The 26,278-nt window shown below is 73.5% G+C and carries 16 protein-coding genes; 9 read left to right on the forward strand and 7 right to left on the reverse strand.

Going from position 1 to position 26,278, the window contains the following annotated elements:
• The first annotated feature begins 281 nt into the window (after nt 1–281).
• Nucleotides 282–1,730: a gamma-aminobutyraldehyde dehydrogenase gene (locus tag BM237_RS17875; protein WP_093850689.1), complete on the forward strand. Its 1,449-nt coding sequence runs from the start codon at nt 282–284 to the stop codon at nt 1,728–1,730.
• 87 nt (nt 1,731–1,817) lie between these two features.
• On the opposite strand, the gene BM237_RS17880 is transcribed toward BM237_RS17875, so the two are convergent.
• Nucleotides 1,818–2,855, reverse strand: a complete 1,038-nt coding sequence (locus tag BM237_RS17880) for an adenosine deaminase (RefSeq protein ID WP_245793707.1) — start codon at nt 2,853–2,855, stop codon at nt 1,818–1,820.
• A 97-nt stretch (nt 2,856–2,952) separates the two neighbouring features.
• On the opposite strand from BM237_RS17880, the gene BM237_RS17885 reads away from it, so the two are divergent.
• A complete protein-coding gene (locus BM237_RS17885; protein WP_093850691.1) occupies nt 2,953–3,600 on the forward strand; it encodes a DUF4190 domain-containing protein in 648 nt (215 codons plus the stop codon).
• Here BM237_RS17885 and BM237_RS17890 read toward each other — a convergent pair.
• Both BM237_RS17890 and gabT read right to left on the reverse strand, forming a co-directional pair.
• Nucleotides 3,597–4,262 carry a phosphatase PAP2 family protein gene (locus BM237_RS17890; protein WP_245793709.1) on the reverse strand — a complete coding sequence of 222 codons (666 nt, stop codon included), beginning with the start codon at nt 4,260–4,262 and terminating at the stop codon, nt 3,597–3,599. The two genes, BM237_RS17885 and BM237_RS17890, sit on opposite strands and share 4 nt — an antisense overlap.
• A gap of 336 nt (nt 4,263–4,598) precedes the next feature.
• Entirely contained in the window at nt 4,599–5,942 is a 1,344-nt protein-coding gene (gene gabT / locus BM237_RS17895; protein ID WP_425443710.1) for a 4-aminobutyrate--2-oxoglutarate transaminase, read from the reverse strand.
• A 326-nt stretch (nt 5,943–6,268) separates the two neighbouring features.
• Between gabT and BM237_RS17900 the strand changes: the two genes are divergently transcribed.
• Nucleotides 6,269–8,410: an ATP-binding protein gene (locus tag BM237_RS17900; RefSeq protein WP_245793711.1), complete on the forward strand. Its 2,142-nt coding sequence runs from the start codon at nt 6,269–6,271 to the stop codon at nt 8,408–8,410.
• 185 nt (nt 8,411–8,595) lie between these two features.
• Entirely contained in the window at nt 8,596–10,320 is a 1,725-nt protein-coding gene (locus tag BM237_RS17905) for a PucR family transcriptional regulator (RefSeq protein WP_093850694.1), read from the forward strand.
• Nucleotides 10,321–10,418: 98 nt separating this feature from the next.
• Here BM237_RS17905 and BM237_RS17910 read toward each other — a convergent pair whose 3' ends face one another.
• Complete coding sequence (locus tag BM237_RS17910; protein WP_093850695.1) at nt 10,419–11,750, reverse strand: M14 family metallopeptidase; 1,332 nt, start codon at nt 11,748–11,750, stop codon at nt 10,419–10,421.
• Between the two features lie 255 nt (nt 11,751–12,005).
• On the opposite strand from BM237_RS17910, the gene BM237_RS17915 reads away from it, so the two are divergent.
• Entirely contained in the window at nt 12,006–13,460 is a 1,455-nt protein-coding gene (locus tag BM237_RS17915) for an aldehyde dehydrogenase family protein (RefSeq protein ID WP_093850696.1), read from the forward strand.
• Nucleotides 13,461–13,536: 76 nt separating this feature from the next.
• Here BM237_RS17915 and BM237_RS17920 read toward each other — a convergent pair whose 3' ends face one another.
• On the reverse strand, nt 13,537–16,458 hold the full coding sequence (locus BM237_RS17920; protein WP_093850697.1) for a glycoside hydrolase family 3 C-terminal domain-containing protein: 2,922 nt from the start codon (nt 16,456–16,458) through the stop codon (nt 13,537–13,539).
• 363 nt (nt 16,459–16,821) lie between these two features.
• On the opposite strand from BM237_RS17920, the gene BM237_RS17925 reads away from it, so the two are divergent.
• The 4 genes from BM237_RS17925 to BM237_RS17940 all read left to right on the forward strand — a co-directional run bounded on the left by BM237_RS17925 (nt 16,822) and on the right by BM237_RS17940 (nt 22,835).
• A complete protein-coding gene (locus tag BM237_RS17925) occupies nt 16,822–18,489 on the forward strand; it encodes an extracellular solute-binding protein (protein WP_093850698.1) in 1,668 nt (555 codons plus the stop codon).
• A 158-nt stretch (nt 18,490–18,647) separates the two neighbouring features.
• Nucleotides 18,648–19,742, forward strand: coding sequence for an ABC transporter permease (locus BM237_RS17930; RefSeq protein ID WP_093850756.1), 1,095 nt, complete (start codon nt 18,648–18,650; stop codon nt 19,740–19,742).
• Between the two features lie 44 nt (nt 19,743–19,786).
• Entirely contained in the window at nt 19,787–20,668 is an 882-nt protein-coding gene (locus BM237_RS17935; RefSeq protein ID WP_093850699.1) for a carbohydrate ABC transporter permease, read from the forward strand.
• A gap of 121 nt (nt 20,669–20,789) precedes the next feature.
• The gene (locus BM237_RS17940) at nt 20,790–22,835 is read left to right on the forward strand and encodes a beta-galactosidase (RefSeq protein WP_245793716.1); all 2,046 of its coding nucleotides are present in this window, start codon (nt 20,790–20,792) and stop codon (nt 22,833–22,835) included.
• 96 nt (nt 22,836–22,931) lie between these two features.
• Here the strand turns inward: BM237_RS17940 and BM237_RS17945 are convergent, their stop codons facing one another.
• Nucleotides 22,932–24,980, reverse strand: coding sequence for a glycoside hydrolase family 31 protein (locus BM237_RS17945; protein WP_093850700.1), 2,049 nt, complete (start codon nt 24,978–24,980; stop codon nt 22,932–22,934).
• 101 nt (nt 24,981–25,081) lie between these two features.
• Nucleotides 25,082–26,095 carry a LacI family DNA-binding transcriptional regulator gene (locus BM237_RS17950; protein ID WP_093850701.1) on the reverse strand — a complete coding sequence of 338 codons (1,014 nt, stop codon included), beginning with the start codon at nt 26,093–26,095 and terminating at the stop codon, nt 25,082–25,084.
• Nucleotides 26,096–26,278: the final 183 nt, after the last annotated feature.

Raw genomic sequence — 26,278 nt, forward strand, 5'->3', positions numbered from 1 at the left:
CTCGCCTTCGGGTCGTGCCTCCTCCCTGACGGGGTACAACGAGCGCCAGGGGGGATCGGTCACTGGCACGGTACGGACCGCGGCCGCGGCCGGGACGGTGGCGGGCGCGGGAGCCGCCCAGTTTCCACCGAATGGTCCTTCGGGGAACCCTCCTCCAGTATTTCCGCCATTCGGGTGTCCGGAGCGGAAGAAATCCCGGCCTGGTGGGTGTGTCCAACACGTTCTTCGATGGTTAGGGTGGGTGTCCCACTCATCGGACAACAGAGCAGGAGCGCGCGAAGATGGGTACCGAACTGCGTCGGCTGCGCAACTACATCGACGGGGAGTTCCGGGACGCCGCCGACGGGCGCACCACCGAGGTCGTCAACCCGGCGACCGGCGAGGTGTACGCGACGGCGCCGCTGTCCGCCGCCGCCGACGTCGACGCGGCCATGGCCGCCGCGGAGGCCGCCTTCCCGGCCTGGCGCGACGCCACCCCCGGCACCCGCCAGACCGCCGTACTCAAGATCGCCGACGCGATCGAGCGGCGCGCCGACGAACTGCTGGCGGCCGAGTGCGAGAACACCGGCAAGCCGCTGGAGCTGACCCGGCAGGAGGAACTGCCGATGATGCTCGACCAGATCCGCTTCTTCGCCGGCGCCGCCCGCATGCTGGAGGGCAAGTCCGCCGGCGAGTACATGGAGGGCATGACCTCCTTCGTGCGGCGCGAGCCGGTCGGCGTCTGCGCCCAGGTCGCGCCGTGGAACTACCCGATGATGATGGCCGTGTGGAAGTTCGCCCCGGCGCTGGCCGCGGGCAACACCGTCGTCCTCAAGCCGTCGGACACCACCCCGGCCTCCACGGTCCTGCTCGCCGAGATCATCGGCGGGGTGCTGAAGGAGCTGGACCTGCCCGCCGGGATCTTCAATGTCGTCTGCGGCGACCGCGACACCGGCCGGCTGATGGTCGAGCACCGCGTCCCGGCGATGGCCTCCATCACCGGCTCGGTCCGCGCGGGCATGGAGGTCGCCGGCAGCGCGGCCAAGGACGTCAAGCGGGTCCACCTGGAGCTGGGCGGCAAGGCCCCCTGCGTGGTCTTCGAGGACGCCGACATCCCGGCCGCAGTCGAGGGCATCCGCGACGGCGGTTTCTTCAACGCCGGGCAGGACTGCACCGCGGCCACCCGCGTACTGGTCCACGAGTCGGTCCACGACGAGTTCGTCGCGGCCCTCACCAAGGCCGCCGCCGAGGTGAGGACCGGCGACCTCGACGACCAGGACTGCTTCTACGGCGCCCTGAACAACCCCACCCACCTGGAGAAGGTCACCGGCTTCATCGAGCGCCTGCCCGACCACGCCAAGGTCGAGACCGGCGGCCACCGTGTCGGCGACAAGGGCTACTTCTTCGCCCCGACGGTGGTCTCCGGCCTGCGGCAGGACGACGAGATCGTCCAGAACGAGGTCTTCGGCCCGGTCATCACCGTCCAGAGGTTCACCGACGAGGCCGAGGCCGTGCGCCACGCCAACGACGTCGAGTACGCCCTGGCCTCCTCGGTGTGGACCAAGGACCACGCCCGCGCGATGCGGATGTCCAGGGCGCTGGACTTCGGCTGCGTGTGGATCAACACCCACATCCCGCTGGTCGCCGAGATGCCGCACGGCGGCTTCAAGAAGTCCGGCTACGGCAAGGACCTCTCCGCGTACGGCCTGGAGGACTACACCCGCGTCAAGCACGTGATGACGGCGCTCTGAGGCGCCCGCGCGCCCGGCGCGACACCGCACCATCCGGCCCCGCGCCCCTCCCGGGCGCGGGGCCGGGGCGCTTCCGGCCTCCTGGCGTCAGCCCCGCCAGGAGGCCAGGTAGGCGTCGATCTCGGCGGACAGGGACGACTTGACCCGCGCGGGCGCGAACGAGGCCGTCACGGCGTTCTTCGCCAGCTCCGCCACCCCGGCCGCGTCCAGTCCCAGCAGCCGGGCGGCGATCTCGTACTCGGTGCACAGGTCGGTGCCGAACATCGGCGGGTCGTCGCTGTTGACGGTGACCGGCACTCCCGCCTTGACCATCTCCGCGATCGGGTGCTCGTCCAGCGAGGCCACGGCGCGGGTGGCGATGTTGGAGGTCGGACAGACCTCCAGCGGGATGCGGTGCTCGGCCAGGTACGCCAGCAGCTCAGGGTCGCGCACGGAACTGGTGCCGTGCCCGATGCGCTCGGCGCGCAGGGAGTCCAGGGCGTCCCAGACGGTCCGCGGCCCGGTGGTCTCGCCCGCGTGCGGGACGCTGTGCAGCCCCTCGGCGATCGCGCGGTCGAAGTACGGCTTGAACTGCGGGCGCGGCACCCCCACCTCCGGACCGCCCAGCCCGAAGGAGACCAGGCCCTCGGGACGCAGCTCGCAGGCCAGCCGGGTGGTCTCCTCGGCCGCCTCCAGCCCCGCCTCGCCGGGGATGTCGAAGCACCACCGCAGAGTGACGCCCAGCTCGGCGGCCGCGGCCCGGCGGGCGTCCTCGATGGCCTCCATGAAGGCGCGCTCGGGTATGCCGCGCCGCGTCGAGCTGTAGGGGGTGACGGTCAGCTCGGCGTAGCGGATGTTCTGGCGGGCCATGTCCCGGGCGACCTCGTAGGTCAGCAGCCGGACGTCCTCGGCGTCGCGGACGAGGTCCACCACGGACAGGTAGACCTCGATGAAGTGGGCGAAGTCACTGAAGGTGAAGAACTCCGCGAGCGCGTCCTCGTCGGCCGGGACCGCGGAGTTCGGGTGCCGGGCGGCCAGCTCGGCCACGATGCGGGGGGAGGCCGATCCGACGTGGTGGACGTGGAGTTCGGCCTTGGGAAGGCCTGCGATGAACGCGGACAGACCGCCGCTGCCGGAGCTGGGCAAGGTTCCTCCAGATGGACGAGAGCGCGGCCATGGTAGGCGGGAGCCGGGCGCGGCGCACGCACGCCTACGATGGCCCGACACTCGACGAGGAGGGGACATGCCGGAGAACCCGGGCCCGGGGGAGGGCGTACCGCTCGGCAAGGCCGGCGGGCAGCAGGCCGGTGCGCCGCCGTCCGTCCGGCCGGCCGTGACTGCGTTCGTGCCGCCGGCCGGACAGCCGCAGCAGCCGCAGCCGCCCGGGCAGGGGTACGGGCAGGGATACGGACAGGGGCATGCGTACGGCGGCGGTCCGTGGCCGGGGACCGCGCCCCAGCCCGGCCACGGGTACGGGCCGGCGAGTCCGGTGCCCGGCTGGGTGCCGCCTCCGCCGCCCCCGCAGACCAGCGGCATCTGCACCGCGGCGATGGTCCTCGGCATCGTCAGCATGGTGCTGGTGACGACCTTCTACGGCGCGGTCCTGGCCGTCGTCACCGGGCCCGTCGCCATCGGCCTGGGCATCGCGGCGCGCCGCAGGGTCAAGCGGGGCCAGGCGTACGGCAGCGGCCAGGCGACGGCCGGGCTCGTCCTCGGGGTGGTCTCCTTCGTGATCTCGGCCGCGATCACCGCGCTGGGCACCTGGTTCTTCCTCAACATCGACCGGTTCGAACCGGCGGAGGAGGAGTGGCACGAGGACACCAACCACACCCAGGTGGTGGACCGGGCGCCCGCCTTCGGCGGGTACGGTCCGTCCGCCGGGGAGGTCTAGGAGCCGTCCGGCGGGCGCGGGCGGCCCCCGGGCCCGGGCCGTCCGGGCCGCGCGGGCCCGCCGGAGGCGGCGAGGACGCCGGCCAGCAGCGGCACGCCCAGACACCAGCTGCCCAGCACGTCCAGCGGCCAGTGGTATCCCCGCCACACCAGCCCCGCGCCCACGGCGGCGCACACCAGCGCGGCCGCCGCCGGCAGCGCCCACCGGCCCCATCGGAGCCATCGCGGCCGCGCGCGGCCGCGGGACAGCACCAGCAGCGCGGCGGCGCCGTAGGCGACCACGGCCGTCGCCGCGTGGCCGGAGGGGAAGTAGCCGGTGCCGCCGAGCGGGCCGGGCCGGCCGGTCAGCGCCTTCAGCGGCGCCACCAGAGCGGGTACGGCGGCCATCGCCGCGGTGGCCGCCAGGACCACCGGCGGCGGGCGGCGCCGGCCCGCGCGCGCCCACACGTACGCCAGCGCCGCGGCCAGGACGGGCAGCGCGACCTCGATGTTGCCCAGGTCGGCGAGGAACTCGGCGAGAGCGGTCGGCGGGGCGTCCTCGCGCATCCGGCGCGCCAGGCGCTCGTCCTCCTCCGCCAGCGGCCCGTCGGCGGTCACCTGCCAGGTGACCGCGGTGAGGAGCAGCAGGGGAAGGACCACCGCCGAAAGCACCGTCAGGAGCACGGCCGGGAGCGGGAGCGGCCGGGGGACGCGGAACGGCGGCCCCGGAACAGGGGGGAGGGTTCCGGGGCCGCCGTGGCGACCGGTCACCGCTCGCCCCGGGGGGTGTGGGGCGGGCGGCCGTCCGATCGGTGAGGAGTGTGCGCGAAGGCACAGCCGGGCCGGATGAGGGGAATCACCGGCTCGGTACCGTCCGCGGAGGCCCGTGGACGGGACACCGCGTTCTTCCGAGGAAGACCGTACGGCAGGCGGCGGGCGGCGGACAGGCGTGTCACCGCAAGGCCATGGCCCCCGCACACATTCTTCACGCAGCTCCCCATTCCGGGATCATCCCGGGTGTCACCCCAGGCTCGCCAGGGCCTCCTCGACGACGTCCAGGCCCTCGTTCAGCAGATCCTCCCCGATGACCAGCGGGGGCAGGAAGCGGACCACGTTGCCGTAGGTGCCGGTGGTCAGCACCAGCACGCCCGCCTGGTGGCAGTGCCTGGCCACGGCGGCGGTGGCCTCGGGGTCGGGCTCCTTGGTGCCGGGCTTCACCAGCTCGACGGCGATCATCGCGCCCCGGCCGCGGACCTCGCCGATCACGCCGTGCTGCTGGGCCATCTTCTCCAGCCGGGGCTTCATGATCTCCTCGATGCGGCGGGCCTTCGCGTTCAGGTCCAGCTCACGCATCGTCTCGATCGCGCCCAGCGCGGCGGCGCAGGCCACCGGGTTGCCGCCGTAGGTGCCGCCGAGGCCGCCGGAGTGCACGGCGTCCATGATCTCGGCGCGGCCGGTGACGGCGGCCAGCGGCAGACCGCCGGCGATGCCCTTGGCGGTGGTGATCAGGTCCGGGACGATCCCCTCGTCCTCGCAGGCGAACCACTGGCCGGTGCGGCAGAAGCCGGACTGGATCTCGTCCGCGACGAAGACAATGCCGTTGTCGCGGGCGAACTCGGCGATGCGCGGCAGGAAGCCCTTGGCGGGCTCGATGAACCCGCCCTCGCCCAGCAGCGGCTCGATGACGATCGCGGCCACGTTCCGTGCCCCGACCTGCTTGGAGATCTGGTCGATCGCCTGGGCCGCGGCCTCCTCGGCGCAGTTGTCCGGGCCGGTGGGCCAGCGGAAGGGATAGGCGACCGGCACCCGGTAGACCTCGGGCGCGAACGGTCCGAAGCCCTGCTTGTAGGGCATGTTCTTCGCGGTCAGCGCCATGGTGAGGTTGGTGCGGCCGTGGTAGCCGTGGTCGAAGACGACGACGGCTTGGCGCCCGGTGTACGAGCGGGCGATTTTCACGGCGTTCTCGACCGCCTCGGCACCGGAGTTGAACAGCGCCGACCGCTTGGCGTGGTCACCGGGGGTGAGCCTCGCCAGTTCCTCGCAGACCTCCACGTAGCCCTCGTAGGGGGTCACCATCACACAGGTGTGCGTGAACAGCTCCAGCTGGGCGGCGGCGCGGCGCACCACGGCCTCGGCGCTGTTGCCGACCGAGGTCACGGCGATGCCGGAGCCCAGGTCGATGAAGGAGTTGCCGTCGACGTCCTCCAGGACGCCGCCCCCGGCACGGGCGGCGAACACGGGCATGACCGCCCCCACGCCCGCCGCCACGGCCGCCTGCTTGCGGGCCGCCAGCTCCTGTGACTTCGGTCCGGGGATCGCGGTGACGACGCGGCGCTCCTGGGGGAGGGCGGAACCTTTGGGCATTTCGCTCATGACGGACTCCTCGGGCTCATCGGTGCGAAGGGGTGTTCATGGGTGTGGTTTCTCGCAGGCTAGGGCTGGGGAGGGTGCGTCGACATGCACCGCCGCGGAGAAGTGTCCGTGTCGTGTTGGCCGCGGTGGACATGGCCGGTTGTGTACGGCGGTCAACCGCCTTTGCCGGGGGCTAGATTGGGACGGTGGACGGGCGAGGGCGTGCCGGACGAGGAGCTGGGCGGGGCATGGTGAACGGCGGGGCGCACGGGGCATGGGGGGCAGGAGATCCGGGGGACCCGCGCGGGGTGCGCGGCGGGCGGGGGGACCTGCCGGCGATGCCGCCGGCCCCGCCCGCGCCCCCGATGCCGCGGCAGGCGCCCTCGGCCGGGCCGTCCCTGGGCGAGTGGCTGCGCGCCCCGCGCCCCGAGGCGGACCCCGGCATCTGGCGGTACGGGCACCGGCCCAGGCCGCCGGAGGACCCCGACCGGCTGGGCGACCGGCAACTGCTGGGCGGGGCGGCACTGGCACTGGTGTGCGCTCTGCTGGTGTGGTCGCTGAACTACAACGGTTACATCCCGCCGCTGATGTGGCCGCTGGACTGGTTCACCCCCGATTCCTGGAAGGGCGTCTCGGGTGACGTCGATGCCTTCATCGCCGCCGCATACGCCTACTACGCACTTCTCGCGGCCCTGTTGGCCTGGGGTTTCGGGAAGATCGGGCACTGGGGGGAGATCTGGCGGCGCTACGTGCGCCCGCGGCTGCGCGGGCCGGGCGGGCCGGGCGGGCCGGGCGGGCCGGAGGGGGCCGGGGGAGGAGCCGGACGGCCGGCCGCCCCGGCGGCCGCGCCCCCCGGCGGGCCCGCCGATCCGGCGCTGTGGCCCCAGTTGCGGGCCGTGGGCGAGCACGCCGCGGCCGACCGGCTGACGGCCGAGATCCACGGCGGCGGGATGAACGACGTCGACTACGTCCGGATCGACCGCGCCTGGCAGGCGGTACGGGCGCGGTACGAACAACTGCCCGCCTTCACCGAGGCCGTGCTCGACCGGGGAGCCGCCGCCTTCGCCCACCCCTCCGGCGACCGCGACCTGCCCGTCCGGGCGGCCCGGCACGACCTGCTGACCGGGCAGGTGCGGCTGGGCGCCGCGTCCGACGAGGAGCGCAACCCGTACGCCTACCGGGGTGCCCGCCTCGCACTGGAGCCCGCGCTGCTGAGCACCTCGATGCTGGTGGTGGGGCCGTCGGCGGCGGGCAAGACCAGCCGGGTGGTGCGGCCGGTGGTGGAGTCCCTGGCCCTCCAGGCCCTCACCGGGCGGGCCGCCGTGGTCGCCGTGGGCACGGCGGGTGCCGGGCTTGGCCCCGACGAGGCCTACGACGTGGTGATCCGGCTCGGCGACCCCGGCTGCGCCCACGACCTCGACCTCTACGGCGGCACCGACGACCCGGACGAGGCCGCCGCCGTCCTGGCCGAGGCGATGGTCGGGGACGCGCCCGGCGGCCCGGCGGGCCCCGGTGGTGCGGGCGGTTTCGGTGGTGAGGCCGACACCCGCCGCGCCGCCACCGCCCTCGCCCAGCTCATCGGCCCCCACCGGGCCGCCCACGGCCGCTTCCCGTCCGTGCCGGAACTGCGCGAACTGCTCGACGGGGTGCCCGTCGCGCTCGCCGCGCTGCGCCAGGCGTGCGAGGCCGCCGGGGACGGCGCCGCCCTGCGTGAACTGGACGCCCGCGAGCGCCAGTCGGAGCGGCCCGGCGATCCGGGACCGCTGCTCGCGGACCGGATCGCACTGCTGGACCGGCCCGCGTTCGCCGGGTTCTTCGGCACCGGCCGCACCGGCGGCGCCCCCCGCCCCTTCGCCATGCGCGACCTGGCGCATCCGCTGCGGGTGCGGATCGACCTGCCCGAACGCGGTCACGCGGAGGCGTCCCGGCTGCTGGCCCGGCTGCTGCTCGCCCAGTTCACCGCCTGTGCCCGCGACCGCGACGAGCGCTCCCTGTTCGCCTGCCTGGTGCTCGACGACGCCGCGCACACCCTCACCCCCGCCTCCGTACGCGCCGTCCAGCGGCTGCGGACCGCCAACGCGGGGGTGGTGCTGGCGCTGCGCAGCCTGGACGAGGTGCCCGAGCCGCTGCGTGCGGCGGCGGTGGGGGCGGTCGGCTGCCGGGTGGTGCTGTCGGGGGTGAGCACCTGGGACGGCGAGGTGTTCGCGCAGGCGTGGGGGCGGGACTGGGTGAAGACCGAGGACGTCACCCACAACCCCGACTTCTCCGGAGGCGCGCTCCGGCGTGCCCTGCGCGGGATCCGGGCCCTGTTCACGGGGGTGCGGGCGACCACCCGCTCGGTCACCGTGCGCACGGTCCAGCGCGAGCGCTGGTCCGCCTCCGACCTCGCGCACAAGGTGCCGCCGGGCCACGCGGTGGTGTCGCTGACCACCGTCCGGGGCGAGGCGAGCCCGCCGGTCCTGGCCCGGCTCGGGGAGTAGCCGGGGCGCGCGGACGGACCGGAGAAGGCGGACCGGAGAGGGCGTACGACGGCGCGTACGGCTGTACGGTCAGTAGTAGTGCGGCCTTATCCTTGCTACCGCACGGACAAAACCCGCCGCCCTCCTCTCCCGCCCGCCGGGCCGCCGGCCGGCGGTCGAACGCCGGAAAGGGCCCCAGATCAGCCATGCCGATCACCCTCGCCTCGCTGGTCCAGAACTCCTCCCTCAAGCTCGCCGTCCTCGCGGGCGAGGGGCGGCTGGACGCCCCGGTGCGCTGGGCGCACGTCAGCGAGCTGGCCGACCCGGTGCCGTATCTGGACGGAGGGGAGCTGCTGCTGGTCACGGCGATGAAGCTCGACGTCGAGGACGCGGAGGCGATGCGCCGCTACGTCGCCCGGCTGGACGCCGCCGGTGTGGTCGGACTCGGCTTCGCGGCCGGAGTCGCCTACGACACGGTGCCCCCGGCACTGCTGGACGCCGCCCGCGAGGCCGGTTTCCCGCTGCTGGAGGTGCCCCGGCGCACTCCGTTCCTGGCCATCGTCAAGGCGGTCTCGGCGGCAGGCGCGGCCGAGCAGTACCGCGCGGTCAAGGCCGGGTTCGAGGCCCAGCGGGAGATGACCCGTGCCGTGCTCTCCGCGCGCGGCACATCCGGTCTGCTGGCGAAGCTGGCGGCCCATGTGGACGGCTGGGCCGCGCTCTACGACGTCTCCGGCGCGCTGGTCGCCGCCGCCCCGTCCTGGGCCTCCCGCCGCGCCGCCGAGCTGACCGACGAGGTGCGGCGGCTGCGCGACCGCTCCGCCACCGCGAGCGCCGTGGTGAGCGGGACCGGCGGCCGGGCGGGCGACCGGGTGGAGCTGCAGTCGATCGGTTCCGGGCGCCGGGTCAGGGCCGTGCTCGCGGTCGGCACCGGCGCACCGCCGGGCACCGCCGAGCGCTACGCCGTCAACTCCGCCGTGGCGCTGCTGACGCTGACCACCGAGCGGTCCCGGGCCCTGCTGGAGGCCGAGCAGCGACTGGGCGCGGCGGTACTGCGGATGCTGCTGGCGGGGGAGGCCGACCACGCCCGGGCGGTCGCCGGTTCGCTCTACGGCACGCTGCTGGACGAGCCGCTGCGGGTGGTCGTGGCCGAGGGCGCGTCGGCACGGGGCAAGGCGGCGGGCGCCCGGGAGCCCGGTGCGGGCGGGGCCGCGGGCGCTACTCCCGAAGAGGCGGGCGAGCCGGGAGGCGCCCTGCCCGCCGGGGTGGAGGCGCTCGCGGAGAAGACCGAGTCGGCCGCCGCCCGGGCGGGGGAGTCCGTCCTGCTGGTCCGGCACGACCGGCGACTGGTGGCACTGGTGGCGGACGGCGGCGCCGCGGCGGCGGCCTGCGCGGACTTCGCGAGCCGGACCGAGACGGCGGCCGGGGGCGGCCCGGTGGGCGCCGGCCCGATGGGCGCCGGTACGGAACACGGGGTGGTCGTCGGCGTCTCGGCGCCCGCCGGACTCGCCTCCGTGGCCGCGGCGTTCAAGCAGGCCGGGCAGGCGCTGTCCGTCGCCCGCCGCCGCGGCCGGGCACTGGTCGAGCACGAGGACGTGGCCTCCGGCTCGGTCCTCCCGCTGCTGGCCGACGAGGCGGTGCGCGCCTTCGCCGACGGGATGCTGCGCGCGCTGTACGAGCACGACGCGCACGGCCGCGGCGACCTGGTCGCCTCGCTGCACGCCTGGCTCTCCCGGCACGGGCAGTGGGACGCGGCCGCCGCCGACCTCGGCGTCCACCGGCACACCCTCCGCTACCGGATGCGGCGGGTCGAGGAGATCCTCGGCCGGTCGCTGGACGATCCGGACGTGCGGATGGAGCTGTGGCTGGCGCTCAAGGCGACGGCGACCGTGCCCCCGGTCCAAAGGGACCGGGGGCGGCCCCGCAGGGGCTGAGACCCGGAGGGACCGGGACCCGGGCCTCCCGGACCCGGGACGGCCGGATCCGGGAGGCCCGGGCGCGGTCAGGACACGGTCAGGGCACCGTCAGGGTGTCAGGAGCAGTACTGCTGCTCCTTGCCGATCGAGCGGTACATGCAGTCGGCGTTCTCCATCAGCAGCAGGACGGCGTCCTCGTTGCGGCTGGTCTCCCGCTCGATCACCTCGTCGGGCGGGTAGAAGCCGTCCCGCCCGTTCGGGCCGGGGTACATCTCGAAGGTGTAGCTGAAGATGCGGTGCTCGGCCCACAGCCAGTCGTTGATCGTGCCGTCGGTGATGTAGAGGTCGCTGGACTGCTGGGGGGTGTATCCGTTGGACGCGGCCATCGCCCTGCCGACGGTGGCGAAGGCGTTCCGGTCGTCCTGGGTGAGCCCCGGAGCGGTGTCGCTGTAGGTGTAGCCGTAGGGCCACAGCACCAGCTCGCTGTAGGTGTGGAAGTCGATGTGCGCCTTGATCTGCTGCTGCCCGCCCACCACACGGCCGCGGACGAAGTCGGCGACGACCTTCACCTCCGGCGCGGACCCGGCGGACGGGCCGCGGTAGGTGGCGCTGTAGGGGCTGGAGGAGGAGCCGCCGCAGCAGCCCCACTTGTAGTACCAGTTGCGGTTGAGGTCGGTGCCGACGTACCAGGAGCCGGAGTTGGGCTGGCGGTTCTTGCGCCAGCTGCGGTAGCTGCCCGAGGCGATGTCGTACTCGCCGCCGTCGGGGTTGACGTCGGCGATCACCCACAGCTCGCGGCTGTCGACCATGCGGGTGATGCGGGAGTCGCTGCCGTACCGCTCGCCGAACTCGCGGATCACGTACAGCGCCATCTCCACGGTGAGGTGCTCACGGGCGTGCAGGTGGTGGGTGAACAGCACCTCCGGCTCGCTCTCGTCGGCGGAGACGTTGTCGCTGATCTTGACGGCGACGATGTCGCGGCCCTGGTAGGTCTTGCCGATGACCTTCTTGGCCATGATGTCCGGGTACTCCCGCACATACCCGTCGATGGCCGCCATGGTCTCGGCGTAGTTGTGGTAGCCGGAGTCGCTCGGCGGGTAGTCGAGGGTGTTCACCCCGTCGCTTCCGGCGCCCCGCTGCGGGGGAGCGGGCAGGGCGGTGAGGCGGTGGCCGGCTTTCCGCAGCTTCTCGGCCTGCGCGGCGTCGGCGGTGACCACCACCGAGTGTTCGCGCACCGCGTCGATGGCCGTACCCGTACGGGCGATGGCCGTGCGCTGTTCGGCGCCGGTGACCCCGGCGATCTCGTACTGCCGCTCGCCGGCGGGGGTGGCCCGCCGGCCGTCGTCGGGAGGGGCGGCGGTGGCCTGCGTCCCGAGCGGAACGGCCAGTGCGAGGGTGAGGAGGAGGGCGGCGGTGAGGGTCCGCCGCCCGTGAGGACGTCTACGCATCGCGTCTCCTGGGGTGTCCAGTTCGACGGGTGGGGGTGGTGCGTTCCGTGCCGTGTCATGGTCGCGGCAAAACAGCGGGCGGGCAACCGGGCCCTTTCCGACAAAGCGGTGCGCGGAACAACCCGAGTGATACGTGCCGGACAAGAGTCCCGTACGGCCCCGGCCCCTACGGTGGTGCCAGGAGCCGGCCGCGCAGCAGCCGGGCCCCGACCACACCTCCACCGCTCCACCACTTCGGAAGGGCCGGGATACGCAGTGACCACAGCGACTTCCCCACACGCGTTCTGGCTCGCCGGCCGCGAGGCGACCGGCGACGAGACCTTCGAGGTCACCTCGCCCTGGGACGGCCGGACCGTCGGCACCGTCAGCGTCCCCACCGAGGCCCAGGTCGAGCAGGCCGTGGCCGCCGCGGCCGAGGTGGCCGCCGAGTTCGCGGCCACCCCCGCGCATGTGCGCGCCGCCGCCCTGGACCACGTCCACCGGCGGCTGGCCGAGCGCGCCGAGGAGATCGCGAAGCTGATCTCCGCCGAGAACGGCAAGCCCATGAAGTGGGCCCGCGGCGAGGTCGGCCGCTGCGTGTCGGTCTTCCGCTGGGCCGCCGAGGAGGCCCGCCGCTTCAACGGCGGCACCGCGCAGCGGCTGGACACCGACGCGGGCGGGACCGGCCGTCTCGCCCTGACCCGGCGCTTCCCGCGCGGACCGGTGCTGGGCATCGCACCGTTCAACTTCCCCCTCAACCTGTGCGCCCACAAGGTCGCCCCGGCCATCGCGGTCGGCACGCCGATCATCCTCAAGCCCGCCCCGGCCACCCCGCTGTCCGGGCTGCTCATCGGTGAACTGCTGGCCGAGACGGACCTGCCGGCCGGCTCCTGGTCGGTGCTCCCCGTCCCCAACGACCGCATGCCGTCCCTGGTGGCCGACGAGCGCCTGCCGGTCATCTCCTTCACCGGCTCCGGCCCCGTGGGCTGGTCCATCCTGGACACCGTGCCCCGCAAGCGCGTCACCCTGGAGCTGGGCGGGAACGGCGCGGCCGTCGTGCTGGCCGACTACTCCTCCGACGCCGACCTGGACCGGGCCGCGCAGCGCATCGCGACCTTCTCCAACTACCAGGGCGGCCAGTCCTGCATCTCCGTCCAGCGCGTCATCGCCGACGCCTCGGTCCACGACCGGCTGGTGCCCCGGGTGGTCGAGGCCGTCGAGGCGCTGGCCACCGGCGACCCGTCCGACGACGCCACCGACGTCGGCCCGCTGATCAGCGAGGACGCCGCCAGGCGGGTGGAGTCCTGGGTCGACGAGGCGGTCGCGGCCGGTGCGAAGCTGCTGACCGGCGGCAAGCGCGACGGAGCCACATACGCCCCCACCGTCCTCGCGGACGTGCCCGCCGACACCGCGGTCTCGTGCGAGGAGATCTTCGGCCCCGTGCTCACGCTGACCTCGGTCGACGGCGAGGAGGCCGCCTTCGCCGCGGTCAACGACTCCAGGTACGGCCTGCAGGCCGGGGTGTTCACCCACGACGTGCAGGCGGCCTTCCGCGCCCACCGCGCCCTGGAGGTCGGCGGCGTGGTCATCGGCGACGTGCCCTCCTACCGCGCCGACCAGATGCCCTACGGCGGCACCAAGGAGTCCGGCGTCGGACGCGAGGGCGTGCTGTTCGCCATGGAGGACTACACCTACGAGCGGGTGATGGTCCTCACCGGCCTGGACCTGTAGACGCCGCCCCCTCGCCCGGTTCGCCGCGGTCCGGTCCTCCTGCCGGGGCCGGACCGCGGCGCGGGCCCGCCCGTCGTCAGGTGGCTTCGGCGGAAGAGGGGCCGTCGAAGCCCAGACGGGCCAGTCTGAGGGAGCCGTGCAGGGTGACGCGCAGATCGCGCACGCCCGAGGGCGGATCGTCCAGGCGGGCCCGCACGGTGGTGTACGTGTAGCGGTCGCCGGTGCGGGGGACGGTGAGGCGGGCCAGAACGCGGCCCAGAACGCGGCCCTCACCGCCCTCACCGCCCTCACCGCCGCCGTCCAGGCGCAGGACGATCTCCGCCTCGCCGGGCTCGGCGCGCGCCGCCTCCACCGTCACCGAACCGGCACCGGGGCCGAAGTCGCAGTCGTGGAAGACCAGTTCGGCCGCCCCCGGGCCGGCCGGGGCGACCGCGTCACCCCGCTCCCGGCTCAGATCCACCAGCTCGGTGCCGCTCTGCCCGTCGTAGTCGGCGGCCCGGATACCGCCCACCGGACGCGGGGCGCCGGGCTCGCCGTCGACGCGGAAGACCGCGCTGCGGCGGATGTCGGCGCTGGAGGCGCCGAGGTCGGCGGCGTAGGAGCCCGGGGCCACCCGCCACCGGCCGTGGGCCACGTCCCACAGACCCAGGGCCCGGGAGGCCGGGACGGTGAACTCCACCTCCCGCGACGCGCCCGGGTCCAGCCGGATCCGGCGGTGGGCCGCCAGCGCGCGGTGCGGGCGGGGCAGCCGGCGTCCGGCCACCTCGACGGCGCGCACGTAGAGCTGGACCACCTCGTCGCCCGCCATCGCACCGGTGTTGGTCACCGCGCAGCGGACGGTCAGCATCCGGCCGTCGCAGAAGACCTCCGGCTCGCCGTACCCGAAGGAGGTGTACGACAGGCCGTGACCGAACGGGTAGAGCGGTGTGCCGTCGAAGTACAGGTAGGTGGTGCGCGAGCCGATGACGTCGTAGTCCAGCAGACCGGGCAGATCGGTGTCGGCGGCATACCAGGTCTGCGGCAGTCGCCCGCCCGGTGAGACGTCGCCGGCCAGCACGGCGGCCAGCGCGTCCCCTGCCGCCTGCCCGCCGTGGGCGGTCCACAGCAGGGCGGGCAGTGCCTCGTCGGCGTCGCCCACCGCGTACGGATAGGCGGAGGTGAGCACCAGCGCGGTACGCGGGTTGACGTCGCGGGCCGCCCGCCACAGCCGGTCCTGCCGCGGCGGCAGGGCGAGGGTGGTGCGGTCCTCGGTCTCGCGCCCGCCGATGTGCGGGTCGTTGCCCGCGACGACGACCACCACGTCGGCCTCCCGGGCGGCGGCGCGCACCTCGTCCTCGCCGCGCCGGACGGTCTCGACGGTGAACACCGTGCCCGGCCCGCCCTCGGCGGCAACCCGGACGCCGTCGGCGGCGACTTCCACGTACCGGCCCGTCCCCCGGTGCCTGAGGAGGTGTCCGCCGCCGTGGGGCTCCAGCTCGAAGGTCTCCTGGACCACCCAGCCGCCCGGCTGCTCGGCCGAGGCGCGTACGAAGCCGTCCTCGGCGACCGACAGATAGCGGCCGCTGTCCGCGCGCAGCGTCAGCACCCCACCGCCCCAGTCCACCGGCGCGAACTCCTCACCGGCGCCGGCGCTCACCGTCAGCGGCGGCAGATCGGTGCGGCCGCGCAGCAGCGCCGGGTCCAGCGCGCCCCCGGCCGCCGGATCGCCGGCCCCCCGCTCACCGGGGCCGGCCCCGGGCACGGCCAGCCATCCGCCCGGACAGCGCAGCCGCACCCGGTCGGCGCCCTCGGCGTACACCACCCGGTCCGCGCCGAACCGCTTCCGCAGACCGTCCAGGGGAGTGGAGCGGCGCAGCAGCGCACCGCTGTACCAGTCGAGCTTGCACTCGTCGGCCAGCAGCCCGACGACCGCGACCCGCACCCCCTCCGCCAGCGGCAGCAGACCGTCGTTGCGCAGCAGGACGACCGCCTGCTCGGCGGCCTCGCGCGCCAGCTCCCGGTGCCCGGGGGTGTCGAACGCGGCGTCCACGTCGAGGGGTTCGGGGTCGAACTCGCCCAGCGCGCACCGCATCGCCAGCAGCCGCAGCACCGCCGCGTCCACATGCTCCTGTCCGATCAGCCCGCGCTCCAGCGCGCCGCGCACCCGGGAGGTGATCGGCGAGGAGTCCTCGCCGTGGTCGGTGAAGCTGTCCACCCCGGCGCGCAGGGCGGCGGCGGTGGCCTCCTCGTGAGTGTCGAAGTAGCCCTGGGAGTCGGCCAGGTTGCTGGGCGCGCCGGCGTCCGAGCACACCACCAGGTCGTGGTCGCACCAGGTGCGCAACTGCTCGGCCAGCAGTGGCGAGAGGTGGTTGGGGCGGCCGTTGACCAGGTTGTACGCGGGCATCACCCCGGCCACCGCGCCCGCCTCGACGGGGCCGCGGAAGGCCGGCAGCTCGTACTCGTGCAGCACGCGCGGGCGCACCGAGGCCGAGGAGGTGTCGCGGTCGGTCTCGTTGTTGTGCGCCAGCCAGTGCTTGAGCACCGGGGCGGTGCGCCATCGGGTGGGGTGGTCGCCGCGCAGGCCGCGGGTGTAGGCGGTGGCGATCGCGGCGGTCAGATGAGGGTCCTCGGAGTAACCCTCCTCGTTGCGCCCCCACAGCGGATGGCGCAGCAGGTTGACCGTGGGCGACCAGACGTTCAGCCCGACGCGCGGATCGCGGGCCCGCATCGCGCGCACCTCCCGCCCGACGGCCTCGCCCACCCGCCGCACCAGCTCGTCGTTCCAGGTCGCCCCGAGGCCCACGGCCTGGGGGAAGACGGTGGCCGGGCCCATCCAGGCCACGCCGTGCAGCGCCTCCTGGCCGGTGCGGAAGGCCGCGACGCCCAGACGCTCCACGGCCGGGGCGAACTGGTGCAGCATCGCGACGCGCTCGTCGGGTGTGAGCCGCGCCAGCAGGTCGGCGGCGCGCTCACGGGCCGGCAGCGCCGGATCGCGGAAGGGCGGCTGGTCGGTGCTCACGTGCGGAAGGTCCCCTCCGGAAGATGGGCGGCCGCCACCGCGCGGCGGTGCGCGCGGCGGTGCGTGCTGTGGCGTGTGCCGTGGTGTGGCGGTACACGATTCGAAGCGCTTCGATGCTGGGGTGAGGGCGGGGCGGGTGTCAAGGAGCTGAGCGGAAGACAGCCGCCCGGACCCGTGAACTGCCTGTATCCAGGCCGCTTGCGGTACCTCGATGTTTCTTCGCCGCGACCCTTGCGCGGTATGACCCTCGCACTTAATCTCGGCGCAACATCGAAGCGCTTCGACCGACCTGCCCGACCGGCGGGGCCGCACGCCGTCCGTCCCGCCCGTCCCGCCGACGCGCCGCCACGAAGGGTTGCCGCCATGTCCCAGACCACCAGCCCCAGCCGGAGAACCTTCCTCGCCTCGACGGCCGTCGCCGCCGCGGCGGTGGGCGGTCTGCCGCTGCTGTCGGCGTGCTCCTCCGAGGGCGGCGGCAACCGGAACGAGGGCACGACGACGAAGAAGGACGCGGCGAAGATCCTCCCGGCGTACGTCGCCTCGAAGGTCGTCGAGCCGGACATTCCCGGCGAGAACGGCTCGCGCCCCGGCTTCACCGGCAAGGCGGAGCCGTACGACGCGCTGCCCGCCTCCGTCCCCGAGAAGATGGGCAGGGGCGGCGAGGTCGCCATCATGAGCCCGCTGTGGGGCACCCCGCCCGAGAAGGACTGCGCCTACTACCGGGCCGTCGACAAGGCCACCGGGGTGAAGGTCGACTGGCAGACCCAGGACGGCAACACCTACGGCGAGAAGCTCGGCGCCGTCCTCGCCTCCAGCGGCATCCCCGACATGGTGGTCATCCCCAGCTGGGAGATGCAGGGCAAGATCCCCAGCGCCATCGGCAGCCGCTTCGCCGACCTCGGGCCGTACCTGTCGGGCGACAAGGTCAAGGACTACCCCAACCTCGCCGCGATCCCCACCGCCGCCTGGCAGATGTCCATCTTCGGCGGAAAGCTCAGAGGACTGCCGATCCCGGCCGGCGCGGTCGACATCATCATCCCCTACTACCGCCAGGACGTCTTCGAGGACAAGGGCTGGGAGGTGCCCACCAGCCCGCGGGAGTTCATGGACCTCGCCAAGGAGATCACCGCGCCCGAGTCCAAGGTGTGGGCGTGCGAGGACATGAAGTGGACGGCGTTCAACATCTTCGGCGTGCTGCCGGACAAGCCCTACTGCTGGCAGTGGCAGGGGGACAAGCTCGTCCACCGCATCGAGACGGACAACTTCCTCGAGGCGCTGGAGTGGACCCGCAAGCTCTACGCCGCCGGCGTCGTCCACCCCGACGCCAAGACCGGCCGGGGCGACGCCGGCACCCGCTTCACCGCCGGCCAGTCGATGATCATGAACGACGGCAACGCCAAGTGGTACGGCTGGACCTTCGAGCAGAGCGGGCAGAACCCCGACTTCCGCGTCCAGGGCATGGACATCTTCGGCCACGACGGCGGCGACCCGCAGCTGTACTTCGCCAACCCGGCCGGCATCTGGGCCTTCGTCAACCGCAAGGCCTCCGAGGAGACCGTCCAGGAGTGCCTGGCCATCGCCAACTTCGCCGCCGCTCCCTACGGGACGAAGGAGAACCGCCTGGTCAGGTACGGGGTGGAGGGCACCCACTACACGCTCAAGGACGGCGTGCCCACCAAGACCGGGCAGGGCGTCACCGAAGTCCAGGACACCTACTTCTTCACCGCCAGTGCCGAGGCCGTCGCCGCCTTCCCCGACCACCCCCAGGTGGTGCGGGACTGGTGCGGCTGGCAGCAGCGGATGGGCGCCTTCATGAAGAAGCCCCTGCTGTACGGGATGCAGGTCCGCGAACCCAACCGCTGGACCAATCTGAGCGACCAGTTCGAGGACCTGGAGAACGACGTGGTGCGCGGCCGCAAGAAGGTCTCCGACATGCAGAAGGCCGTCGAGGACTGGCGCCGGGCCGGCGGCGACGACCTGCGCGACTGGTACCGGAAGCTGATCGAGGACGCCGGCGAGTCCGCCGCCTGACGCACCCGCGCCCACAGGCCCCCGGCCCGGCGGCGCGGCGCCCACCGCGGCGCACCGCACCACCGGGCCGGGACCGGAACGACGCTGACGAGGAGAGTCCCGTGTCCCACAGCACGGCCCCCGGCGAGGCACCGGCCGGCGGCACCGGACCCACCGGGATGGCCCCGGTCCCCCATCTGGCCCCGGCCGCCCCGGCCGGCTCGCCGACCGCGGACGGGGAACCGCCGCACGCGGACGGCGGCGGAGGCGGGGACGGATACGGAGGCGGGAGCGGGGGCCGGGGCCGGGGTAAGGCCAAGACCGAGGCATCCCCGCCCCCCGGCGGCATCACCCGGCGGCACCGGCTGCGCCGCGACCGCGCCCTGGTCCTGATGACGCTGCCCGCCCTGCTGCTGGTCCTGGTCTTCGCCTACGTACCGCTGCTGGGCAACGTCGTCGCCTTCAAGGAGTTCGACCCCTACCTCGGCGACTCCTTCACCGAGTCCTTCACCCTCAGCCCCTGGATCGGCGGCGAGAACTTCCAACGGATGTGGGAGGACCCCTACTTCTGGTCGGCGGTCGAGAACACCCTGCTGATCTTCCTCATCCAGCTGGTGTTCTTCTTCCCCGTCCCCATCCTGCTGGCCCTGCTGATCAACAGCATCATCAGCCCCCGGGTGCGCGCCTGGGCGCAGGGCGTGCTCTACCTGCCGCACTTCTTCTCCTGGGTGCTGGTCATCACCGTCTTCCAGCAGATCCTCGGCGGCGCCGGGATCATCGCCCAGACCATGCGCGAGAGGAGCTGGGGCGGCGGCTTCGACCTGATGACCGACCCCGGCTTCTTCAAGTTCCTGATCACCTTCCAGGCCATCTGGAAGGACGCCGGCTGGGGCATCATCGTCTTCCTCGCCGCGCTGGCCGCCGTCAACCACGAGCTGTACGAGGCCGCCGCCGCGGACGGCGCGGGCCGGTGGCGGCGGATGTGGCACATCACCCTGCCCGCGCTGCGTCCGGTGATCGCCCTGCTGCTGGTGCTGCGCGTCGGCGACGCCCTCACCGTCGGTTTCGAGCAGATACTCCTGCAGCGCACGGCGGTGGGCACCGGCGCGGCCGAGGTGCTGGACACCTATGTGTGGAACGTCGGTCTGGAGAACGGCGACTTCGGCTACGCGGCGGCCGTCGGCATCGTCAAGGGCGTCTTCGGCCTCTGCCTGGTGCTGGCCGCCAACAAGACCGCCCATCTGCTGGGCGAGCAGGGGGTGTACAAGAAGTGAGCGTGCTGACCGAGGACCGAGGGAAAGAGGGCGCCGGATCCCGGATGCGCCCCGTCTGGGAGGAGCCGCCCAGCGGTGTCGGCACCGCCGCCAAGGGCGCGGTACTGGCCGTCGCCTGCCTGGCGATCCTCTTCCCGCTGTGGATCGTGGTCGTCACCAGCCTGTCGTCGGCCGAGACCATCCGCGAAGCCGGCGGCCTGGTGATCGTGCCCGACGGCATCACCTTCGAGGCCTACCGCGAGCTGCTCTCCGGCGGCCAGGTCACCCGGGCCACCGTCGTCAGCGCCTGCGTCACCGTCACCGGCACGCTGTTCAGCATGGCCGTCTCGGTGCTGTGCGCCTACGGCCTGTCCCGCCCGGGCTCCTTCGGCCACCGGCCGATGCTGATGACACTGCTGGCGACGATGTTCTTCGGCGCCGGACTGATCCCCACCTACCTGCTGGTCCAGTCCCTCGGGCTGATCGACACCTACGCCTCGCTGATCCTGCCCAGCGCGGTGAGCGTGTTCAACATCCTGGTGCTGCGGGCGTTCTTCATGAACACCGCGCCGGAGCTGATCGACAGCGCCCGCATCGACGGCGCCGGCGAGTTCCGCATCCTGTGGCAGATCGTGATGCCGCTGTCGAAACCGGTGCTGGCGGTGATCTCGCTGTTCTACGCGGTCGGCTACTGGAGCGCCTGGTTCAACGCCTCCATCTACCTCAACGACCAGACCAAGATGCCGCTCCAGGTGGTGCTCAACCAGATCGTCCTCAAGGGCGAGCGGCCCGCGGGCATGTCCCAGATCATCAACACCGGCCAGATCCACACCCTCTCGGTGCAGATGGCCGTGATGGTGCTGGCCCTGGTGCCGGTCGCCGTGCTCTCGCCCTTCGTCCAGAAGCACTTCAAGAAGGGCATGCTCATCGGCGCGGTCAAGGGCTGACCGCCGTACCGCTGCCGCCACCGCCGGACCACCACCTCTCCACCTCCACCGCCACCCCGGACCGACCCGGTCACCACCACAGCACCCGGGCGACCGCGGCGCCCGCTACGGAAGGCATCCTGTGACACCCCCGCCCAGGCCCACTCTCGCCGATGTCACCCGCGGCCGGATCCTCTACGGCGGCGACTACAACCCCGAGCAGTGGCCCGAGTCCGTCTGGCAGCAGGACATGGCGCTGATGCGCGAGGCGGGCGTCAACCTCGCCACCGTCGGGGTCTTCTCCTGGGCCCGCCTCGAACCCCGCCCCGGCGAGCGCGACTTCGGCTGGCTCGACCGCGCCTTGGACCTGCTCCACGGCAGCGGGATCGGCGTCTGCCTGGCCACCCCCACCGCCTCCCCGCCCCCCTGGATGGGCGCCCGCCACCCCGAGACCCTGCCGCGCGACGAGACGGGTGCGGTGGTCTGGTACGGCTCGCGCAACCACTTCTGCGCCTCCTCGCCCGTCTACCGCGACCACGCCCTGGGCATCACCGCCGACCTGGCCGACCGCTACGGAGACCACCCCGCCCTGCGGCTGTGGCACGTGAACAACGAGTACGGCACAGCCTGCTGGTGCGATACCACCGCAGCCCACTTCCGCCGCTGGCTGCGCGACCGCTACAAGAGCCTGGACGCGCTCAACGAGGCCTGGGGCACGGCCTTCTGGAGCCAGCGCTACGGCGACTGGGACGAGATCATCCCACCGCGCCGCGCGCAGTACATGGTCAACCCCACCCAGGAGCTGGACTTCCGCCGCTTCACCAGCGACGCCCTGCTGGAGTGCTTCACCGCCGAACGCGACGCCCTGGCGGAGCGCACCCCGCACATCCCCGTCACCACCAACTTCATGCCGCTGTTCGTCGGCCAGGACGGCTGGACGTGGGCCGAGCGCGAGGACGTCGTCTCCGTCGACCTCTACCCCGACCCCGCCCACCCGGAGGGAGACGACGGCGCCGCGTGGGGAGCGCTGGTGCAGGACCTCACCCGCTCCCAGGCACGCGGCCCCTGGCTGCTGATGGAACAGGCCGCCGGCCCCGTCAACTGGCGCGGCGTCAACCACCCCAGGCCCGAGGGCCTGACACGGCTGTGGTCACTGCAGGCCGTGGCGCGCGGCGCGGACGGGATCTGCTTCTTCCAGTGGCGCCAGTCGCGGCAGGGCAGCGAGAAGTTCCACTCCGGGATGGTCTCCCACGCCGGACCGCGCGGCCGCACCTTCCGCCAGGTGCGCGAACTGGGCGCCGACCTGGGCCGCCTGGGCGCGGTCACCGGCTCGCCCGTGACCGCGCGGGCGGCCGTACTGCACGACTGGAACTCCTGGTGGGCCACCCTGCCCGCCGGCCGTCCCTCGGACCTCCTCACCTACGAGCGGCCGCTGCGCGCCTGGCACCGCGCCCTGTGGGAGTCCCATCTGACCTGCGACCTCGCCCACCCCGAGAGCGATCTGGACGGCTACGCCCTGGTCGCCGTCCCCCATCTGTACCTGCTCACCGACGCCGCCCTGGACAACCTCGCCTCCTACGCACGCGGCGGCGGCACCCTGGTGTGCGGCTTCTTCACCGGCGTCGCCGACACCGACGACCGGGTGCGCGAGGGCGGCGTGGACGTCCGGCTGCGCGAGGTGCTGGGCATCGGCACCGTGCACGAGTGGTGGCCGCTGGACGAGGGCCAGGCCCAGCCGCTCGCCCCCTTCGGGGACTCTGTCGAAGAGGGCGCCGCCGGGCCCACCGGCACCCTGTGGCGCGAGGACTTCGAGACCCTGCCCGGCACCGAGACCGTGGCCGCCTACCGGGGCGGCGAACTCGACGGCCGTCCCGCGGTCACCCGCCACTCCTTCGGCGAGGGCACCGCCTGGTACCTGTCCACCCTCCCCGATCCCGCCGCGCTGCGCGCCCTGCTGTCCCGCGCGGCCGGCGAGGCCGGGCTGCGGCCTCCGCTTCCCGGACTGCCCACGGGAGTGGAGGCCGTACGCCGCGGCGCCCGGCTGTTCCTCCTCAACCACCGGCGCGAGCCGGCAACCGTCCCCCTGCCCGTCCCGGCGACCGACGAGCTCACCGGGCGGCGGCACGAGCGGGCGGTCACGCTCGGCCGCCACGGCGCCGCCGTCCTGCGCGAGGACCCGCCCGTATAGGGCGGCGGGCGATCCCCGCACACGGCGGAAACGGCGACGGCGCCGGCGGATCGCATCCGCCGGCGCCGTCCGCTCGACCGGGAACCGCCTACCGCCTCAGTCCTCCCTCACCGGAAGCCGTGCGCCGTCCCGCAGGAACAGCGGGATCCGCTCCAGCGGCGCGGGCACGGTGACCGGTCCGCCGCCGGGGTACCTCTCACCCGTCCAGGCGTCCGTCCACTCCGCGCCCGCCGGCAGGTGCACGGTGCGCTCCCGGGCGCCGGCCTCCAGCACGGGCGCCACCAGCAGATCCGGCCCGAACAGGTAGGCGTCGTCCACCTCCCAGGCGGCCGAATCACCGGGGAACTCCAGGAACAGCGGACGCATCGGCGGCAGTCCCTCGGTGTGGGCGGCGCGCATCTGCTCCAGCACGTACGGCTTGAGCCGCTCGCGCAGCCGCAGGTACGCCTCCAGGATCTCCCCGGCCTCCTCGCCGTAGGACCACACCTCGTTGGGCCCGCCGGTCATGTCCGGGCCCAGCGGCATCCCCGGATCGCGGAAGCCGTGCAGCCGCATCAGCGGGGAGAGCGCGCCGAACTGGAACCAGCGCACCATCACCTCGCGGTAGGCCGCATCGTCCGGGTCGCCGCCGTGGAAGCCGCCGATGTCGGTGTTCCACCACGGGATGCCCGACAGCGCGGTGCTGAGCCCGGCCGCGATCTGGCGGCGCAGGGTGGCGAAATCGGTGCCGATGTCACCGGACCACAGGGCGGCGCCGTAGCGCTGGGAGCCCGCCCAGGCCGACCGGTTCAGCGAGACGATCTCGGTGACGCCCTCGGCTGCCAGGCCGTCGTGAATGGTACGGGCGTTCTCGCGCGGATAGAGGTTGGACACCTCCAGCCCCGGACCGGCGTGGTAGCGCAGGTTCGCCGCGAAGCCGGGCTTGAGCTCCGGCTCGCCCGCGTCCAGCCAGAACGCCGTGATGCCGTACGACAGGTAGTTCTCCCGGATGCGGGACCACACGAAGTCACGGGCGTCGGGGTTGGTGGCGTCGTAGAAGGCGACCTGGACGGGCTCGGCCACCCCCTTGTCCGGCCAGTCGGCGTGCGCCATCGGCCCGTACTCGGTGCCGATGAACAGGCCCTGCTGCTCCATGGGCCGGTGGTTCTCGCTCAGCGGCGAGACCGACGGCCACACCGAGACCACCAGCTTCACCCCCAGCCCCTCCAGCTCCTTGACCATGGCGGCCGGGTCGGGCCACTCGGCCGGGTCGAACCTCCACTCGCCCAGATGCGTCCAGTGGAAGAAGTCGCAGACGATCGCCGACAGCGGCAGCCCGCGCCGCTTGTACTCCCGTGCCACCGACAGCAGTTCGTCCTGGGTGCGGTAGCGCAGCTTGCACTGCCAGAAACCGGCCGCCCACTCCGGCAGCATCGGGCTGCGGCCGGTGGCGGCCGAGTAGCGGCGCTGGGCGTCGGCCGGGTCGCCGGCGGTGATCCAGTAGTCGATCTGGCGGGCGGAGTCGGCCACCCAGCGGGTGCCGTTGTGCGCCAGCTCCACCCGTCCGACGGCCGGGTTGTTCCACAGCAGGGTGTAGCCGCGGCTGGAGGTCAGCACGGGGATGGAGACCTCGGCGTTGCGCTGGACGAGGTCGACCACCGCGCCCTTGTGGTCCAGCAGCCCGTGCTGGTGCTGGCCCAGCCCGTACAGCCGCTCGCCGGAGTAGGCGGCGAAGCGCTGCTCCAGGCGGTGGTAGCCGTTGCCGGTGGCGGTGTGCAGCCGGGAGCCGGGCCACCAGAAGTGCGCGCGGTCCTCGGACAGCAGCTCGGCGCCGTCGCCGGTGCGCACGAAGCGCAGTATGCCGTCGGCGCTCACCACGGCGGTGATCGCGTCGCAGGTCACCCGCGCGTGGTCGTCCTCGATCCGGATGTCCGGCCCGTCCCCGGCGGGCGGCGGGTCGGCCAGGAGCGCGCCGGGCAGTCCGTCCAGGACCGGGCCGCCCAGCCGGGCGCGCACCCGTACGGCGTCCGGACCCCAGGGCTCGACGCGTATGGTCTCCTGCCGTCCGCGCCACTCCAGCGCGCCGTCGTGGGTGCGGAAGGTGCCGCGGGTGGGGGAGGACTGGGCCAGGGAGGAGGGGGGAGGGGAGAAGGCGGGTGTGGACACGGGGCTCCTGAGGGGCTCGTCGGTGTGCGGACCGGTCGCGGGCGGGAAGAGCGGGAAGAGCCGGGGAGGCCGGGGGAGGACGGGGAGCGGCGGATGAGGGGTCAGCGGGCGGCGGGGGCCGGGCCGGAACTGGCCCGCGCCGTCAGCCGCGGGGGCAGCAGTTCCAGACGCTCACCGCGCTCCCCGCGCACCCTGGCCATCACCAGCTCCACCGCGCGGCGGCCCATCTCGTGGGCGGGGATGGCCACCGAGGTCAGGCGCACGGACGCCTGGACCGCCACCTGGTCGGGGCAGATGGCGACCACCGAGACGTCCTCGGGCACGGCCCGGCCCTGCTGGCGCAGCAGGCTCAGCAGCGGGTCGATGGCGGCCTCGTTCTGCACGACGAAGCCGGTGGTGCCGGGACGCTCGTCGAGGATGCGCGAGAGCGTCCCGGCCATCGCCGCGTAGCTGCCCTCGCACGGCCGGTGCAGCAGCCGCACGCCCAGCTCGGCGGCGCGGGCGCGCAGCCCGTCGCGGGTGCGCTCGGCGAAACCGGTGTGCCGCTCGTAGACGGCGGCCGCCTCGCCGACCACCGCGACGTCGCGGTGGCCCAGCTCGGCCAGGTGCTCCACGCACAGCGCGCCGGTGGCGGTGAAGTCCAGGTCGACGCAGGTCAGCCCGGACGGGTCGGCGGGGATGCCGATGAGCACGGCGGGGCGCCCGGCGTCGCGCAGCAGCGGCAGGCGGGCGTCGTCCAGTTCGACGTCCATCAGGATCATCGCGTCGGCCAGCCCGCTGCCCACCACCCGCCGTACCGCCTCCGGGCCCTCCTCGCCGGTCAGCAGCAGCACGTCGTGGTCGTGGGCGCGGGCGGTGGTGGCGACGGCCAGGGCGATCTCCATCATCACCGGCACGTACATGTCGGTGCGCAGCGGCATCATCAGGGCGATGACGTTCGACCTGCTGCTGGCCAGCGCCCGCGCGCCGGCGTTGGGGTGGTAGCCCAGCTCGCGGATGCTCTGCTCGACGCGTTCGCGGGTGGCGGCGGAGATGGAACGCTTTCCGCTGAGGACGTAGCTCACGGTGCTGGCGGAGACTCCGGCGTGCCGGGCGACCTCGGCGAGGGTGACCATGGGCTCTCCAGGGCGGTGCGGGAAGCGGCTGAGGTGAAGCGCTTCGACAGGGAATCTGCGGACCGACCCTAAACCCGACCTGACCGCCTGTCCAGATGCTCTGCGAAGGGTTGTCGAAGCGCTTCAACAAGTGGTCGCATACGGGTGCACCGCACCCCGGAAACGGTACGTACCGCGCACAAC

Source organism: Streptomyces mangrovi (genome assembly GCF_900114215.1).
In the GTDB taxonomy this organism is placed as follows: Bacteria; Actinomycetota; Actinomycetes; order Streptomycetales; family Streptomycetaceae; genus Streptomyces; species Streptomyces barkulensis.

Bases quoted from the DNA above. Each gene is read 5' to 3' on its own strand.
- BM237_RS17950 (WP_093850701.1), bottom strand. From the start codon at position 26,095: ATGGTCACCCTCGCCGAGGTCGCCCGGCACGCCGGAGTCTCCGCCAGC.
- BM237_RS17900 (WP_245793711.1), top strand. From the start codon at position 6,269: ATGCCGCCGGCCCCGCCCGCGCCCCCGATGCCGCGGCAGGCGCCCTCG.
- BM237_RS17875 (WP_093850689.1), top strand. From the start codon at position 282: ATGGGTACCGAACTGCGTCGGCTGCGCAACTACATCGACGGGGAGTTC.
- BM237_RS17925 (WP_093850698.1), top strand. From the start codon at position 16,822: ATGTCCCAGACCACCAGCCCCAGCCGGAGAACCTTCCTCGCCTCGACG.
- BM237_RS17930 (WP_093850756.1), top strand. From the start codon at position 18,648: ATGGCCCCGGTCCCCCATCTGGCCCCGGCCGCCCCGGCCGGCTCGCCG.
- gabT (WP_425443710.1), bottom strand. From the start codon at position 5,942: ATGCCCAAAGGTTCCGCCCTCCCCCAGGAGCGCCGCGTCGTCACCGCG.
- BM237_RS17935 (WP_093850699.1), top strand. From the start codon at position 19,787: ATGCGCCCCGTCTGGGAGGAGCCGCCCAGCGGTGTCGGCACCGCCGCC.
- BM237_RS17905 (WP_093850694.1), top strand. From the start codon at position 8,596: ATGCCGATCACCCTCGCCTCGCTGGTCCAGAACTCCTCCCTCAAGCTC.
- BM237_RS17885 (WP_093850691.1), top strand. From the start codon at position 2,953: ATGCCGGAGAACCCGGGCCCGGGGGAGGGCGTACCGCTCGGCAAGGCC.
- BM237_RS17910 (WP_093850695.1), bottom strand. From the start codon at position 11,750: ATGCGTAGACGTCCTCACGGGCGGCGGACCCTCACCGCCGCCCTCCTC.